The organism is Alysiella sp., assembly GCF_030525755.1.
Classification (GTDB): Bacteria; Pseudomonadota; Gammaproteobacteria; order Burkholderiales; family Neisseriaceae; genus Simonsiella.
Map to the genome: position 1 here is coordinate 1 of NZ_JAUNEC010000041.1, position 16,472 is coordinate 16,472.

A 16,472-nucleotide genomic window follows, 5' to 3' on the forward strand; every position below is an offset into this window, starting at 1 on the left:
CGCATTGTCGGCGATGGGGCTTGATGATGGAGAGTGGTAGGGTTTCGCCCTAAAACAAAAACCGCTTATGCCCAGTTAAGGGATACGCGGTTTGGGATAAAAAATACTTGAATTAAATTGTAATATATATTACAATCTCTTCTGTTGAATGGGTTCAACAAACGGAAAAGCCCACCGTTTCCGATGGGCAAATCAGCAGAGGAAAAATGAAATGAATAGGCTCATTATTCAAATCATTCTCTTTCTGGTTTTGATGTTGGTAAGCGATAAAGCTTATTAAAAACCTGAAAGATGGGGTGGCGGCGGCAACCGCTGCCCCAGTTCCTCAATCATACAATTTTAACTGGATTTTGACAAGCGAAATGGCACTGACACAACAAGAACGCAACCGCAAATCGCGTGATAAATTGGGCATCAAACAAAAATTGTTTGCCCTAGATACCGACACCATCGCTTTACTGGAACGCATTGCCCAACAAACAGGGCAAAGCCAAACGCAAGTTTTTAAAAATGCTTTGGCAGTTTATGCTCAAAGCATTGAAGGCAACTGACCCACCATTTACCTTGCTGTTGTGGTCGTACCGCCACTGTCGCCGCCATGCGTGTGATTTTGCAAGGAAATATTACCAGCCACCACATCATCTGTGGTTTTCAGGCTACCTAAAACCCTTGCGCCACTACCGCCTTGAATTGCCAAGCCACCGTTGCCATTGATTTGCCCTTGTGCGGTTAAAACCGCGCTGGTTTCGGTTAAAGGGCTGTTGATTTGCACTTTTTGCGTGGCGTTAATGACCAGATTGTCGCAGTCAATTTCAATCAATTTGCCTTGTTTCAGCACAATCTTGCTGCCCGATTGGTCATACACCGCCACTTCGCCCGCTTGCAGGTTTTGTACCCGAAACGCGCCATTTTCGCTGGCAACCACAATGCCATGTGTGGTGTCGCCACCCAAAGGCAACACAATCACTTCTGTGCCACTGGGCGCATGGCTGGTAAAGCCAAATTGCTGAAATTGTTCCACATCTTGCAAGGTTTCATCTGCCAAAGCCGATACCTGTACACGGGTAATCGGTGTGGCGGTTTGGCTTAAATTCAGTTTGCCGCGAAAGGCTTGCCTTATGCTGCCTGAAACGTTTTGGGCTACCTGAAGGGTTTTGTGGGCAAATTGGGCTAAACTCATTTGTGGCACAGCTCCTGTGTGTGGTTTTGTCCGTTGGCGGTTTTGCGCCGACCGCGCCGTTGCCGCGCCTGTTGTGATTTTGTGGGATACGCATCGGGTGTCCACACGCCGTCTTCTTTTAAGCGTAACTCGGTTTGTGTGCCACCCATGCGGCTTAAACTGAAACGCCGCCCCATAATGAAAAATATGGCATCTATGCCTGCTTCTTCATCAATAAAATGCACCCTCTGTCCCGCTTCCCACAGTTTGCCGTCTGCGGTTTTGTGGTCGCCAACGGTAATCGTCAGCGTGAAGCCTGCCAGTTTCCAGTCTGAAAGCTGTTTTTTGGCTTGGCGTTGCAGGTTTTCCAGATTGTCGGCATCGGCAATCACAACGGTTTTGGGTCGGTGCAGCGTCATACTGGGGTCTTGCCACACCCACTTTAAATCGTGTTTGCCACTGTTGCCGCTGCGTCCGTGCGATTGTGCCAAAAAGGTCACTTCCGAATACCGCTCATCGGTGTCGTGCGTCATGTGTACGCTTTGCACATTACGCCGTGTGTCGTTTTTGCTCCAACATAAAGTGGCAACGGGTGTGCTGCTGTAATCCGCACCGCCAACAATCAATGTGCCATCTGGCTCAAACCAAGCGTGTAGCCCGACTGAATTGGCGATGTGGGTCAAGGCCTGCCACACCGTTTGGCTGGGTTCAATGTCGATTTTGTCCAGCGTGGGATTTTGTTCGGCTTTCAGTTCCACTTTGCTGATGTATTTTGACCACGGCGCAACCAGTTTTTTTGCCGCGTCCAACACCGTCATGCCTTTCACATTGATTTGTGGTGCGGAACAGTCCACCAGCAAACACGCCATATCGCGCCCCGTTAAACGCAGGCTGCGTTGTCCTTTGCTTTTGTCGTGGACTTGGCTGCCGATGATGCCCGTTAAAACGGTTTCGCCATTGATGAGCACTTGGCATTGCTGCCCTGCCAAATTGGGGATTTCGCCCTGTTCGGACGATACGCCCAATTCAAACTCAAAGCCATCAGCAGGGATTAAAAAATCGCTGTCTATATCATAACTTAACCAATCGCGGTGTTCTTGTCCGCCTATGCGGACGATGATGCTGTTTTGGTACAAATTATTTGGCATAAGCATTGATGAAATCGCCCTTTTTAATGAAATTGGGGTGTGTTATGTGTGGGTTCAGGCGAATTAACTCATTGCTGCGTGTGAAGTCGCCATAAAAGGCAAAGGCGATTTGCTGCACCGTGCCATTTAAAGGTGCAGGTCGCGCAATCAAAGGCGGTTTTTGGTTGATGGCCGCAATAACAAGGACATTGAGGCTGCCTGAAGCCTGTCGCAGGCTTTCAATCACATTTTGCCTGTGTTGATAGGCGCGAAAATCGCTTTTATGGCGTGTATCGCGCAAAGCGGCGATTTCGCTTTGCACGCGCACGCGCAGGCTGCGGTTCAGGTACAGCAAATCGGGGGCATTCATGTTGTCGCCATATTGCTCAATCAGATAACAGGCTACCTGAAGCACATTTGCCAAAACCAAGAGACGCAAGATTTGACTGAATACTGCCATCTGCACGGCATCAGGACGCTGTGCGGTGTGCGCCTGTTTCAATGCCACTTGACGCGGTAAGACCAATAAGGCATCCGCTTGGCGCATGGCTTCATCAAAACGGCTTTTGGCAGGTCGGCTGTCGGTGTGGGCGGTGTCGCTCATGCCTGCAGCAGCAAACAAGGCTCGTTGGCTCATTTTGTCCACATCGTCTGCCCAATCGCGCCAATTGGGGTGCAAATTGTCGCCCAATTTGGGATAAGGCAAAGCAAACACATCGCGCAATGCCGTCCACACGCCACGTGCCGTACCCCACAAACCCATTGCACTGCCCAGCAAGGCAGCGGTGTCTTGTTTGACCATGTTTAAACTGTCTATGAAGCCTTCCAGTGCGGCACGGTAGCCGTCAATCCGCGCAATCAGCCGTTCCAATTCCATCAAGAATTGATTTTCAAAGACGAAAATTTTGTGCGGCTCGCCCGATTCCCGAAACGTGATGTCCAGCGTAGCATAGTCCACATTGTCCGCTTCGTGGCGAAAGTGCCAGCTTTCAGGCAGCATATGGGGCATACGCCCCCAAATCGGATGCACCAACACGCCACTGCCTTGTTCCATCAAGGCTTCAATCAAGGCGTTCAAACGGCTGTGATACTGCTTGCCCCAAAACACCGCCGATACTTGGATTTGTCGCCCCTTTGTCCCCATGTCTTCCAAATGCGTGCCGTTGGCAAAAGGATAAGCGTGTTCCACCAACGCTTTACCATCACTTTCTTCAAGGCTCATCACATCAAAGCGCACACCTTTGAATGACGCATCTTGTAAAACCGTGTGCCACATCATTGTCCTGCTCCTCGCCCAAACATTGCCACCTGATGCCGCGACACTTCACTAGCAATCACGCGCCCGTCCAAATGCACCGTCATGTTGTTTTGAATGGTTTGGTTTAAACCGCCCAAAGTGCCATTGATGGTGTCCAATTTGCCGCCCACCGCCGCCGTGTCCGCTTGTAAGGCAGCCTGAAAAGAAGCCGTTTGTTCGTTTAAAGCGGTTTGATATGCAGCGGTTTGCTCGGGGGGACTTGAGGCTGCATGAAGGGTTTTACCGTCCAAGACCGCTTGCAATTGCGCGTATTGTTGGCGATAAGCTGCTGCGTCTCGTGGACTGGTTTCCTGCAATTGCTCGGCGCGGCGACGCAAATGTTTTTCCTGTTGCGTTTCATAACCTGCCCAGCCAAACAGGGAACGCATACCGCGATCGAGTTTTTCAGATAAGCCCACAAGGGCTTGGGTTTCCGCGCTTTTATCGGGTTTTTCCGCCCATTTTGTTACGCCATACATCACACCCAAAGGCGCAGCCGCTGCCAACATCGCGCCAGAGCCTGCTGCCCCTGTTCCGCCAGCGAACAAACGCGAACCGATTGCACCCCCTCGCCCTAAACTGCCTGCTGCCCCTGTTAAACGTGAGCCTAAACCCCCGCCTTTGCCAAGCAAACTCATTGCCCCTTGCGCCACTGCTGCGGCTGTGGCTGCGGCGGCCAATGCTTTTAAGGCTTCTGTGGCAACAGGAAATTCGGCTGCCAAACTTTTAAACTGGGTTTCGGCTTCCACTAAATTTTCAAAAGTTTGGGATTCTTGTAATGCCAAATCGCGCAAACTGGCAGCGCGTTCTTGTCGTGCTGCCGCGCCATTGCCCATAAAGGCGTTTTTATCGCCAATGGTATTGCTTTGATTGCCCAGTAATTCATTGTAATATTGGCTTATTTGTGCATGGTCTATCATGGCATTTAAACCTGCACGCGCTTGCATATCGGGCAGCAAACGCGAAATCATGAATGCCTGCATGGTCGCCATTTCCTGTTTAGCGGCTTCATCGCCTTTGTCGGCGCGTGCTTTGGCTGCCTGAAAGTCCTTGTCTTCGCTTAACAGTTTTTGCGCGAAATCACCCAAAACCTGCATGGCGTTTTTGCCTTCGCGCTGACCTTCCAAGACCATTTTTTGCCAATCTTGTCCGCTGCCACGCTCCTGTAATAACCTGTCCATGCGTTTGGTGGTATCGGCACTCAATGTCTTTTGCAGGGCATTTTTGATGTTGTTTGCCGCTTCGCTGGTGCTGCCTGCCTTATTGCTGGCCGATTGCAACATGGAGAGCAACATCGCCAAACCTGCTTCGCCCGTGAACCCTGCGGCTTTGGCATCGGGCAACAAAGACGGCAATTCACGCACCATGTCGGCAATTTCAAACGTGCCTTGCATACCCGATTGTGCTGCCATTTGGCTGGCGCGTGCCACGTCAAAGCCGTTATTGGCAAATACCTGTGCCAATTTAGCGGCAGCTGCACCATCGTATTGCCCATTTTCGCCTGCGGCCAATGCCAAATTGTGCGTGGCGTGGGCATCGCGTTTAACCTGTTCAAACGTCATACCATTGGCCAGCATACCTTGCACGGTGTCAATCGCCACATCATGATGCCCACCGTTTTTTTCCACCAAATCACGAATTAAGGCACGGACTTCAGGTAGCCCTTTGGTTTCCATCCATTGTGTGTCTTTACCTTGTGTTTCGCCATGTGCCGCCCAAGTGGTTTCGCGCAGGCGCATATCCAAATTTTTATACTGTTCCATCGTGGGCGAAACCACCGCATACGCCGCTGTCCCACCTGCCACTGCTGCCGTACCCCATTGCCTGATTTTGCCCATTGCCCCAGCAAAACGGCTTTGGGTTTGTATGCCTTGCTTGAGTTCGGCATTGAGCTGGGCAATGCGGTTTTTTGTTGCAGCTGCGGCACGGGCAAGGTCGTTTTGTGAAGCCGTGCCACGTTGTGCCAAAGCCCGATACGCCGCTTGAGTGCGCGTGATTTCGCGTTGGATTTCTTTCTCGCTGCGGATATTGAGCAGGGCATAAGGGCGACTTTTGTTTGCCAGTTCCGCTTTGCGGCGATTGATGAGTTCCAACTCTTTTTGCGTGCGTTGAATTAAACGCGATGCGCCTTCATCGCGTGCCGAAAGGGAAAGGGTTAGCCTCATATTGCCCGATGACATAAAAAAACCGCCTTTAAACTGGGATTAACACGCGTTTAATCCTAATTTAAAGGCGGTTGCAGTGTGGAGTATAAAGGTTTCGTCCCTAATCCGTTGGCTTGGGTAAACGCCGCGAAACAATCACGCCTTCGTTGCTTGATTGTTTGATGCCCAAGCTGGTCAAAACATCGTCCAGCCAAGCGGACAATTCGGCGTGGCACATGGCAGCTACCGCGTCCGCGCCCACACCTGCTTTGGCCATTATGATGACGGCTTGACGGAAGTGTCGGTGGCAGTTGCGCCAGTTTCGCTCTGGTGTTCTACCGCTACGGTGTCTTGGCTCGCCGTAGCATCTGTGGACTTTGCGCGTAATCGTTCTTGCACATCAAACAGTTGTGCATAATCTTCGCCACTCAAATTTGCCAGCAAATAATCTGCCGTCAAAATATCGGTTGGAATGCCGTCCACTTCAAGCTGTTGCGCCCAATAAATCAGGTTTTTCTGCACATTGTGGTGTGCGATTTGCGCGTTGCTGGCATTTTCAGGCAATTCGGGCAAATCTTCTTCATCTGCCATTGCCGCCAATTCCGCGCCAATGCTCAACGGTTTTAATGCTGCCTGAAAATGCGTTGCGCCATTGTATTGTAAGCCAAATTTCAAAGTAAATGCTTGTTTAATCATGATTTAATCACTCCCAAATTTTGTGCAGCGCAATCATTTCAATGTCAATCTTGGCTTCATTGTCGGCTTCGTACTGCTCGCTGCATTCTGTGGTAAAGCAATCAAGGTAAGACACGCGGCGTTCTTCCTTGTTAATTGGGTAAATCGTGATTTTGGCTTTCGTGATGTTTGCCCAATCAATTTCCGTGCCGTCAATCGGAATGGCAGCGGTCAAGCTCAATTTGTGTTCGGTTACGCCATCTGCGTAACCCATTACACGCCCTTGACGGTTCATGGTTTTAACAGGCTTGCGCCCCGTTGTCGTTTGCGGCTTAATGCTGATGATTTCAATATCGCGTCCGTTTACTTCCATAATCACCGCGCCAGCGTATGTTGCATCGCTCATGTTTTTTCCTTTTTCTCAATTTTCAGGCAGCCAAAATGCGTTCAGGCTGCCTGAAATCGGGTTTACAAAATCAAATCAATGCGTCCAGCGAAAACGTGCAAACCGTTTACCACATCGGCAGGAATCACCGCATTCACGCGATTGGGGTCTTGCACACTGCGCGAAACCAGCAATTTGGCTTTGTTGTTTTCCGCGTTTTCAATGATTTCGGCTTGTTCCATTTTCAGCAACACGTCCAAAATTTCGCTGCGGATTTTTGGCAACAAACGGTCGCTCAATTTATCGCGTGGGAAACGCAAGGCAATGCGCTCTTTCACAGCGCGGCGCACATAATCCAGCGTACGGATTGTTGTGATGTCCAGCAAACTCGGGTCGGCCACATTGGCAGGCGATTTGGTGTAAGTGGACACGGCACGCATAATTTGCACCTTGTTTGCCACAACGGTTAAAGGCGTTAAACCGTTGTACAAAGCGTTGTTGCATTCGGCAAACAAGGGCGCGTGTTCATCAGCCGTAACATTCAGCCCTTTGATTTGCAAAGTGTTCAATGGTTTGGCGGGGTCTTCTTCAAAAGCGAGAACTGCTGCATAGCCAGCCGCCAACATCGCATTGCTTTCATCGGCATTTTTGTACCACGCGCAAGTAATGCGCCCATCGTTGATTTTGGTTGCCATAGCCGCGCCTGTTGCCATGCTGCCACGCCAGCCCAATACGCCAATGCAACCGCGTTGTTCAATCGCATTGGATACTTGGGTAATATGATTGGACAAGGTTTTGGTATTGGCATCATCGGTAAACGGCGACACAATAATGTGATAATGTTTGCCTGCCACTTTTGCCAAAGCGGGGGCAATGTCGGCGTTTTTCGCACCGCCTGCCATTGCTTGTACGCTCAAAGCCAAACCGCTGTTGCCTGCATCGGCAGACAAAGCGATTTCATTGCCGATTTCGCCCTTGCATTTTGCCGTGAGTGTTACCGTTTGCCCCGTTGCGCTGGCCGATACAGGCAAGGGCGCGGCATTGATGGCATCGGTCAATTTCTGTGCCACCGCGTCTGCCGTTTGTCCTGCCGACACCGCCACGCTGACCGATGTACCACCAATGATGACGGATAAGGCTGCGGCAGCCATTGCTGTGCCGTTTACCGTAAGGCTACCTGAAGCTGCCACGCCTGCATCGTCATCGGGCAAACCGATGACGGTCAAATCCAAATAGGCATTATTGGTAAACGCTTGACGCACCATCAGCTGCGCCCACGAGCCGCGCCCAAACAATTCGCCAGCCTGAACATCGCTAAACAATTGCACAGGCGTTAAAGACGGCTGTGTGCCGCTTGTCAGCATGGGCGCAAGCAACAGCACAGACTGCGGATTTTGCGGCAAGCCCTGAACGGCATTGCGCGTATTGAACTCAATGTACTGCCCTGGCACGCGGATAGAACTGGGAATGGTGTCAAAACTGATGTGTTCTTGGCTCATGCTGTTTTTCCTTTTTTGCTGTTTGTTATTTGCTGGGCTGCTTCAGGTAGCCTGTCAGTCTGTACCACCAACAAATCGCCATCGGCAAGCAGGCGGCGGTAGTAAACCTCATCGTCATCTACTGCCACAGGCTCTTGTTCAATATATTCATGCGGATTGTCCGCCAATGGCACGCGCAAACCTTGCGCGGCAACAACTGAAATTTTCATGGTTTCATCTCCACTTTAATCGGTACTTGTGCCTTGCTTTCGGGGTCAAACAGCGTGCCGTCCAAGCCGTCAAATGGCGGATACGGTGCAGACAGGCTGCCTGAATAATGGGTAAAAACATGGTCTGGGTGGTTGGGGTCGCTTTGTTTTTCGGGAAAACGCTCATTTTCAAGCGGCACGCTGTCAAAATAAATCGCGTATTCAATCGCATACACGCTTAACGCGGCTGACTGAACCAGCGTATTGTTCACAATCACATTAACCGCTTGCGGGATTAAACCGCGACTGTCCGCCAAGCCCAAACGTTGCCCGTCCAACAATCTGCGGCAAGCGCGGATTAAGTCATTGCTGCCAATTTCTCGCCTGTCCACGCCGCCTTGTCTGCCAGCCAATTCATTGCGTAAATTGCGCGTGGCACACATCACCACAAAAGTCGCTTTGTCTTGATAGCGTTGGCTGCCTGTGGCTTTGCTGTCAATGCGGCTGCCGCCATACGTTACCCAAACAGCAGGTAAAGTCATGATTTGCGCGGCTAAATCGTCCACTTCGCCGTTGTAGCTTTTGACCGTGCGAACCATTTGTCCCAAACCGCGTTTCAGTCGTGCCACAATGGCTTGCTCAATTTTCGTTATCACGCGCAAAAATCCTGTTTTTCCGATTAACAAAAACCACGCCATTGTCCGATGTGGCGACCTGCTCGCCCGCGCTGTCCACACCCAGTTGCACATCGCCACGCGCCAATGCTTTAAGCAAATCCAGCACATCAATTTTGTAGCGATGGCGGATTTCATCGGTAATCATCACACCCGAAGTCGCGGTTAAGCGATACCGTGCAATGTCGCAACACAAACGCTTTAAAATCGGTGGTGTTTCCGCAAAAGGCTGCCTGAAACGCCCTAAATAGGCATCAATTTCAGCCGTTGCGTCCGACAGCGCAACCAACACCACATCATCATCAATTTGCCCATCGGCATTGCGGTCGGAAATTTGCATCACTTCCAAATCGCCAAACCGCGCCACCATATCGGCTACATCGGCATACATGATTTAGTCCGCCTGTTTGATTTGCAGCGCAGGTTCAGATGTGATGCGTTGCCACGCGGTTTCGCCGACTGTTTCGCGTTTCACTTCCTGCCATTCGCCATCAAACAACACACCGCCACGCCAAAAGTCCGCACCACTTGCCGAGCGCACCCATACGCTTTCGCGTGTGTCGCTGGGCGTTTCAGGTGGCTGCTGGACTTGTTTGAGCGCGTTCAATTCGCTTTTTAGGTTGTCGCATTCGGCGCATTTTTCATCGTAAGCCGTTTGTAATTTCGCCAATTCAGCCCCTCTGACTTCCAAAGCCGTCTGTGAAATCATCAATGCCTCACGCAAATCCTCCACTTCCGTCATTTCATGTGCGGTGGTTTCAGTTTGCTTTTCGGGTTGAACTGTTGCTTTTTCATCGGTTTTCGCGTCTTTTTTTGTCATATTTTGCTCCATTCAGGCTGCCTGAAACGTCAAGCAGCCTGAAAATAGGGTTAAGCCAAATGCACCGAAACGTGCAGTTTCAAACGACCTTTAAACGTGTTGGTCGTGCCATTGATTTTGTCGGCTTCCAGCAGCTCACGCGCGGTGTCTTCCAACTGTGGCGGCACAACCAAAAGGCTTGGTTTTACGTCCAGCGTATAACCACCGTCCGACTTAATCGTCATCATGTGGGCGATGATTTTTGCCAAATTTGCGCGGTTCAAAGCCGTTTTTTCAGCGCAATGGGCCAACTGCCACAAGCCAAATCCAGCATTACAGCGTCTGCGTGCGCCATACAAATACACGTCTTCCATAAACACTTTGTCGGATTTGCTCGGGTCAAACTTGGTTTCAAACTCGGGCGCGGTGCGGTCTTGGAAAATCAAGGGTTTGAGCGTTTTGGTGTCGTCCATCACATACCAAGTTGGCACATCGTTGTCCGTACCCGTTGTGATGTTGGACGTGGGCGTGTTTGCACCCGTGCCGTCTGTTTTTTCAAACACAGGGTGGTCGGTATCAAAGAAATACTGACCGTCATAGCACGTTGTTTCTTTACCCTTTTTGAGCAAACCCCACACCAATTCATCGGGCAGCGCGGCGGCAGATTCGCCCATTGCCTGCATCATCGGGCGATACATACCCACTTGGTCGTCTTCAATATCGGTGCGTGCCACTTCCACCGTGCTTTCAAATTTCTTGTTTTCCAAGCTCATGGCTTGCTTTGCCATTTTGTTGATTTGGCGTTGCCCCACCCATTCGCGCATTTTCGGAAATTTGCCCAACCATGCGTAGGTATTGATGGCGGTGGTGCTGGGAACGGTCATTGCCACCGTTGTGTAACTGGGTTTGACCGTTTCCAAACCACTTTGAAACTCTTTGCGAAAGGCGGTGGTCAAAGCCAATAAAATTGCTGCTTTATTCATGTTTTATTCCTTGTTTTCGGTTTTCAATTTGCCAAATTCAGCGTGGCTCATGCCCAGCATTTTGGCGGCAGCTTGCTCTTCCACGCTCAAAGCCACCACATTCAGGCTGCCTGAAACCCCTGCCTTTTCGGTTTGTGATTGATTGAGTGCTGCAATCGGCTGCGCGTTTTCAATAAAGCCCGTTAAAAACGCCAAGCCATTGGGCTGTTTCAGCACATTTTCTGCCCACTCTTTTTGTGCTGGCAGCAATTTGCCTGCGGTTAGGGCAGCCTGAATCAAATCCGCGCCTTTGTCCGCATCGCGTTGCGCGGTTAAGGCAGCAATTTGATTTTGCAAATCTTGCACCACCGAAACAGGCGCAAATTGGGTTAAATCAGGCTGCGCGGTCTGCGATTGCGCGGTTAAAGCCGCAATGCGCTGGTCTTTTTCTGCCAGTTGTGCGAACAGTTCCGCGTTCAGCGCAACGGTTTTGGGTTTGACCGCCAACAATGCCGACAAAGCCGCTTTCAGCTCATCTTCATTGGCATTGGGCAGCCCGAATAATTGTTGCAACAATTCATTCATGGGGTTTTGCTCCATTGAGATTGGGTTAAATTGTGCGCTGGCGGCAGCCATCACTTCATCTATGCTGTCCAGCGCAGGATTGTTGGTTAAAGCAGCGTGAAACAGTTTGCGAACATAGCCCTTTGTGTCATAAGCAAACACGGCAGAAATGTAGCGATATTCGCGGTTTTGAATCAGCGTGGTGGCTTTGTTTGTCCATTCCACATCGGCAAACAAACCTTTGGGCGTAAACGAAACCCACTTAATCCAACCAGCAGCAGGGGCAGGTTGCCCGTTTTGCTCTTTGTAAAGCGTTTGGTGTTCGTAATCCACGACCAACTGTGTGCGACTTTGGTTCGCCAAATCCGCCACATCGCGTCCATTCTGCTCGGTCAAAAACCAAGCTGGCGCGTCAAACGGTCTGCCGTCCACCGCACGAAATTCGCCATAGGGCAAAAGCTGAACGCGTCCGTCTTTTGCCGACACTTCAAAACTGCACGCCGCCAAAGCCAGTTGTTGGTGTTTGGGCATAAGCTGTCCTGACTTTTACGGAATGTCGGTATTTTGCTGGAAAGGAAAAAGTGATGAGAGCAGTAGGGCTTCGTCCCAAAAGAAACAGGCTACCTGAAGGGCTTCAGGTAGCCTGTTGGCATCGTGAATGGCAAACGCAAAACAAACCGCGTTTAAACCCCGTTTAAAATCGCGTCAGATTGCGACAAAAGAAAAAGACGGCTCATTGTCCGTCTCACAGTAAAAATGCGCTTAAAACGCAATTTTGGCGCAAAAGCAAAATCAGCGAACCAGATTGCGAAAATAATCCTGCACATCGTCCATCAAATCCTGCTTGTCTTCATTTGTTAAAACCAAAAATGGGCGAGCAGGAATGGCAACCTTGCGACCGCGTCCAGCCATGCCACCAAAATGGTGGATTGCCGCATAAACCACATTTGTACCGACCAATGCGGTGTCGTTGTCGTACAACTGGCTGTGGCTGTCGCGCAAATGCCCTGTGTCAATCAAGGGTTTGCCGTTGCGGTATTTTAAGCCCAGCCATTTCGGGCGACCGCTTTGTTTGAAGTTTTGCAGCACGGCGTGGTGCATGGTGCCTGCTAAACGCCGCATCAGCAAATAGCGGTTGTCGTCCAAACCATGACCCAGTCGCTCGATTTGGTTTAAAACTTCGGCAATATTGTCTATTTTGACTTCAATCATGGTATTATCTCATTAAGGCTACTGAAAAAGCGGTGAATTTGTCTGCCCTCCGCAGCCCTTGTGCAGTTGCAAAACTGGGATTGGTATCTGTTACACAAGCGAGCGTGTGTCGGGATTGCAGTCCGACTCAGTAGCCTTTCAACATGACATAACGTTTTTTGCTTTTTGCAATCTCTTTGTCATCAGCCAAACGAAACGAATCCAAAAAAATCTCATCATGTGCCGCCAAATATTTCAGCACCGCCATCAGGCGGTATTTTTCATTGCCCACCAATGGCGCACCCATCACAATAAAACTTTCTTTGCCACGACTGTTGTCGTGAAACAAATAATCGTGTTCAGCAATCAAATCGGGCAACATGGCGTATTTGTCCATGCCAAAATCCTGCCCTTCGCGGCTGTCCACTTGCTTAATCAGCGTATCATCTGAAAGCCAAACCGTAGCACGTTTGATACCCGTCATCTGTTGTGTTTCAGGCGTTAAAACACCAGCCGCAAATTTCAACTGCCGCGACAACTGATTGCGGATTTTGATTTTTTGCGTGGGGTCGGGTTTGCCGTCCACACCCAACCGCGCTTTCACTTGATAAAATTCATCATTCAACTGCTTAAACGCAGCCTGAAATTCCGCCCCAGCCATTTCCGCTCGCGCAAATTGATGTGCCAGCGCACGGTCGTACAAATCCAAATCAGGGCGATAATTCATGCGCCCAGCGTTGTAGGCAAAGCCCTTATCGGTGGTGTACAGTCTGCCGTCAGGTGCTTTGTATGCCGTAGTCGGGTAAGTATCGCCTTTGCGGTTGTACACTTTTTCGGTTTGCACCAAGTTGTCATCATTGGACACACTCAATACCTTACCTTCGCGTTGCATATCGCGTTCAGATAAAGCCATCACGCTGCAACGGCAACGGTAGCCATTGGGCGGATAAAATGTTGTCCAAAATGGGTCATCATAACGATAAACCAAACCGTCCATTGCCGAATGTGCCGCTCGGGTGCGTTCATCGCCCACCGCGTCATACTGCCAATAGGGGCGATTGTCCACATCAGCCATATAAGTTTGATACTGTCCCGCGTTGTAGGCAGATTGCATATTGGTGCGATAAATGTTTTCCAGACGGCGCGGTATGCTGTGAATGCCGATGTCGCTTGCGCTACCAAACACCTCGCCTGTTTTCGGGTCTATGATGTCTTTGCCGTTGTGTCCATTCGGGTGCAGCCAGCCCTTATTAGCCAAATGCTGCAATAATTCCGTTTTCCACGCGGCAAACGGCTTGCCCTGTTCGGCTGCCTGAACCATGCTGCTTTTAATGTCTTGCAGCATATCCAAATCCGTTATCCGCGCAATCGTGTAAACTTTGGCAATTTCAGACGCGGTTAAATTGCGGTAATTTTCGGCGGTAACTTGCTTGGTTTTCAGCCACTCAATCGCCTTTTTGGGCGGTAAATTTAATGCAAAGTTAATGTTTGGCATTGGCTTGCCCCAGCAAATCACTCAAAAACAGCGCGTTTTGCAGATAATTTTGCAAACTCGCATTGTCCAAATTCGGATACAGCGCGGTCAAAGCCGCGTCCGCTTGCTCGTAGCTATCGCAATTCATCACGGCGGCTACGGCTTGTTTCAAAATCGGATTGAGTTGCGCGTTAAAATCAGGTTGTGCAAATGCTTCATCTTGAATTTGCTCCAAAATCTGCTGCTCACGGCTGATGTTTTTGGAATTTTCAGGCAGCCTTTTCGCCGATAAAGCCGCCAATGCCACCGCATTCACAGGATTATTCGCCACACGCCCCAGTACACGCTCGCCATCGGCTACATCAGGGATTGCCAATTTCTCACGCGCCCAAGATTCAGGGATTTGTACGCCCACATCAACCAACTTGGGCAAGGCTTCGGCAAATTGCGCCAAATCCGCCGTTTCGCGTGTGTCAAACTCAAACACGGGCAAACGCACATCATCGCCAATGGCAAAATTCACACGCAAAAACGGCTCAATAATCTGCCGCGTAATCGTTTGCGCCAAGCGTTTCGCGTCCGATACCAATAAATCGCGCCGCACTTCATTGTGAATTTGCCCCAGCGCATTGGTGCTGGCTTTGCCGTCCGCACCGCTTGTCAGCGTTTGCCCCAAAATCAGGCGCGTGGCACTCTTTTCACACCACTCAATCATGGTCATAAAAGGATTGGTGGCGGCGGTTGTGCCATTTGCCGCTTGGTGCAATTCAATCATCATGCCTTCGGGCATAATGCCCGCCGCATTGTGTCCAATTTCCGCTACAGCGCGCAGCAGGGTTTTCTTTTCCTGCTCGGTCGCGCCAGCCCCATATTTGCCAATGCGGATTGGCATACCGTAAAGCTCCAAAAATTCGGCAAAATCATGCACCGAATAATGCTTGAACATATACAGCCACGCCAACGTTCTGAATAAACCGTTTCGGGCAGCCTGACCCGAACGGTTTTTGTGCTGATGTACCACCCAGCCCCATTGCCAAAGCGGTTCGCCCATTGGGTTATCGGGCGTTTTCAGCAGTAACACATCGTCTTTATCCCAGCGAAACCACGATTGCGGTTTATGATGGAAGTTTTCAGGCAGCATCAGGCTACCTGAAGCCTGCCAAGTGATTTCTAAAGCCACAAAACCATGCCCCACCGCGTCCATTAAATCCAGCAACAAATCGTCCAGCGCAGACAAATCTGCCAAATAATCGTGGGCAGCCTGAACCAGTTGCTCTTCGACAGCAGTAGCTTGGCGTGGTGCAGCAATGCGCCAATCCAAACCCAAAAGCGACATTTTGCGCGTTTGCAAAGCGGCGGCAATCGCGCTATCACGCTCTTCAATATCGGCAAACAATTCATGTTGTGCCGTGATGTCGCCATTTTCCGCATCTTCAAACAGCGCACGCATTTTGGCAGGTGTAATGTGGTGGCTCGGGTGGTCGGCAATCACGCGACCGTTTGCCATAATCCGTGCGTCTTGCGTTTGCGGATTTTTGGGGATTTTGGGTTGTTTTTTGTCTTTTTTAGCCATGTTTTAAACACCGTTTAAATGGGGTTTGAATGTGTTTCAGGCAAGCTGAAATCATCGCGCCCACTTGCTCTGAAATTCCCTGTCATCAAAATCATCATCAGCCGTGCTGTGCCATTCAATCGGTGCAGTGCTGCCTACTGCCACCGCCCACAACATTTGCAGCGCGTCCAAACCATCATCGTGGTCGCAATCGGGAAACTCACGCAGTTGATTGATTAACACCCGATGTTCAGGCAGGATTTTGATAAACCCATTCATCAAATGCGGTTGAATGCTTTCAATTCGCAAAATTTTTTCTGCAGTCGGTTTCACACCACGCGCAGGCACATGAATACCGCGTTTGCCTGATTCTTTAACCAATTCTTCTTTAAAAAATTCCTGAAACTGAACCGTTTCCACACTCCAAACCAAACAGCCATATTGTTTTTGCAGTTCAATCACTTCTTCAATAATTAAACTGGGCACACGTTTTTTAATCCGCGCCTCCACAACATACAGCGTACCCGTGCTGCGCTGATAGCCGCCTACCAAAATCGCACTGGGGTCGCGCCCCTTGCCCAATTTCCCCAAAGATGGGTCTACCGCGCCGTAAAACACCACGTCATGCGGCAAAGTGCGGTAATACGCGCTGTCCACATATTCCGCAAAAATGGCGGTTTCTGGGTTGGATGGTTGGTTTTGGTATTCGCATTGAAAGGTATGCAAACCATCACGCGCACGGATTTTCATCAAAGTCAGCAAAGGGCGTTTAACCCAGCTCA

Annotated in this window: 19 protein-coding genes; 1 reads left to right on the forward strand and 18 read right to left on the reverse strand. The window is 50.2% G+C overall.

What is annotated here, in order from left to right; genetic code table 11:
- The first annotated feature begins 362 nt into the window (after positions 1-362).
- Positions 363-551, forward strand: a complete 189-nt coding sequence (locus tag Q4B82_RS07400) for a ribbon-helix-helix protein, CopG family (protein ID WP_303065810.1) — start codon at positions 363-365, stop codon at positions 549-551.
- A gap of 8 nt (positions 552-559) precedes the next feature.
- On the opposite strand, the gene Q4B82_RS07405 is transcribed toward Q4B82_RS07400, so the two are convergent.
- The 18 genes from Q4B82_RS07405 to terL form a co-directional block, all read right to left on the reverse strand.
- A complete protein-coding gene (locus Q4B82_RS07405; RefSeq protein WP_303065811.1) occupies positions 560-1,180 on the reverse strand; it encodes a phage baseplate assembly protein V in 621 nt (206 codons plus the stop codon).
- On the reverse strand, positions 1,177-2,307 hold the full coding sequence (locus Q4B82_RS07410) for a phage baseplate assembly protein (protein ID WP_303065812.1): 1,131 nt from the start codon (positions 2,305-2,307) through the stop codon (positions 1,177-1,179). Before Q4B82_RS07410 ends, Q4B82_RS07405 begins: the two co-directional genes overlap by 4 nt.
- Positions 2,297-3,565 (reverse strand): DNA circularization protein, encoded by a 1,269-nt coding sequence (locus Q4B82_RS07415; RefSeq protein ID WP_303065813.1) that lies wholly within the window; start codon positions 3,563-3,565, stop codon positions 2,297-2,299. The genes Q4B82_RS07410 and Q4B82_RS07415 overlap by 11 nt, the downstream gene beginning before the upstream one ends.
- Complete coding sequence (locus tag Q4B82_RS07420; protein WP_303065814.1) at positions 3,562-5,763, reverse strand: phage tail tape measure protein; 2,202 nt, start codon at positions 5,761-5,763, stop codon at positions 3,562-3,564. The genes Q4B82_RS07415 and Q4B82_RS07420 overlap by 4 nt, the downstream gene beginning before the upstream one ends.
- 85 nt (positions 5,764-5,848) lie before the next feature.
- Positions 5,849-6,004 carry a TetR family transcriptional regulator gene (locus Q4B82_RS07425; RefSeq protein ID WP_303065815.1) on the reverse strand — a complete coding sequence of 52 codons (156 nt, stop codon included), beginning with the start codon at positions 6,002-6,004 and terminating at the stop codon, positions 5,849-5,851.
- Positions 6,004-6,423, reverse strand: coding sequence for a hypothetical protein (locus Q4B82_RS07430; protein ID WP_303065816.1), 420 nt, complete (start codon positions 6,421-6,423; stop codon positions 6,004-6,006). Before Q4B82_RS07430 ends, Q4B82_RS07425 begins: the two co-directional genes overlap by 1 nt.
- 7 nt (positions 6,424-6,430) lie before the next feature.
- A complete protein-coding gene (locus Q4B82_RS07435) occupies positions 6,431-6,808 on the reverse strand; it encodes a phage tail protein (protein WP_303065817.1) in 378 nt (125 codons plus the stop codon).
- Between the two features lie 62 nt (positions 6,809-6,870).
- A complete protein-coding gene (locus tag Q4B82_RS07440) occupies positions 6,871-8,286 on the reverse strand; it encodes a phage tail sheath subtilisin-like domain-containing protein (protein ID WP_303065818.1) in 1,416 nt (471 codons plus the stop codon).
- The gene (locus Q4B82_RS07445; protein WP_303065819.1) at positions 8,283-8,495 is read right to left on the reverse strand and encodes a DUF2635 domain-containing protein; all 213 of its coding nucleotides are present in this window, start codon (positions 8,493-8,495) and stop codon (positions 8,283-8,285) included. The genes Q4B82_RS07440 and Q4B82_RS07445 overlap by 4 nt, the downstream gene beginning before the upstream one ends.
- Complete coding sequence (locus Q4B82_RS07450; protein WP_303065820.1) at positions 8,492-9,130, reverse strand: phage protein Gp37; 639 nt, start codon at positions 9,128-9,130, stop codon at positions 8,492-8,494. Before Q4B82_RS07450 ends, Q4B82_RS07445 begins: the two co-directional genes overlap by 4 nt.
- Positions 9,114-9,542, reverse strand: a complete 429-nt coding sequence (locus Q4B82_RS07455) for a gp436 family protein (RefSeq protein WP_303065828.1) — start codon at positions 9,540-9,542, stop codon at positions 9,114-9,116. Before Q4B82_RS07455 ends, Q4B82_RS07450 begins: the two co-directional genes overlap by 17 nt.
- A complete protein-coding gene (locus tag Q4B82_RS07460) occupies positions 9,543-9,968 on the reverse strand; it encodes a hypothetical protein (RefSeq protein ID WP_303065821.1) in 426 nt (141 codons plus the stop codon).
- A 50-nt stretch (positions 9,969-10,018) separates the two neighbouring features.
- On the reverse strand, positions 10,019-10,930 hold the full coding sequence (locus Q4B82_RS07465) for a Mu-like prophage major head subunit gpT family protein (RefSeq protein WP_303065822.1): 912 nt from the start codon (positions 10,928-10,930) through the stop codon (positions 10,019-10,021).
- Positions 10,931-10,933: 3 nt separating this feature from the next.
- Positions 10,934-12,004 (reverse strand): phage protease, encoded by a 1,071-nt coding sequence (locus Q4B82_RS07470; RefSeq protein ID WP_303065823.1) that lies wholly within the window; start codon positions 12,002-12,004, stop codon positions 10,934-10,936.
- A gap of 261 nt (positions 12,005-12,265) precedes the next feature.
- A complete protein-coding gene (locus Q4B82_RS07475; protein WP_303065824.1) occupies positions 12,266-12,685 on the reverse strand; it encodes a phage virion morphogenesis protein in 420 nt (139 codons plus the stop codon).
- A 127-nt stretch (positions 12,686-12,812) separates the two neighbouring features.
- Positions 12,813-14,159 (reverse strand): phage minor head protein, encoded by a 1,347-nt coding sequence (locus tag Q4B82_RS07480; protein WP_303065825.1) that lies wholly within the window; start codon positions 14,157-14,159, stop codon positions 12,813-12,815.
- Positions 14,146-15,711, reverse strand: a complete 1,566-nt coding sequence (locus Q4B82_RS07485; RefSeq protein WP_303065826.1) for a DUF935 domain-containing protein — start codon at positions 15,709-15,711, stop codon at positions 14,146-14,148. The genes Q4B82_RS07480 and Q4B82_RS07485 overlap by 14 nt, the downstream gene beginning before the upstream one ends.
- A gap of 51 nt (positions 15,712-15,762) precedes the next feature.
- The coding region (gene terL / locus Q4B82_RS07490) for a phage terminase large subunit (RefSeq protein ID WP_303065827.1) at positions 15,763-16,472 on the reverse strand (710 nt) is incomplete at its 5' end.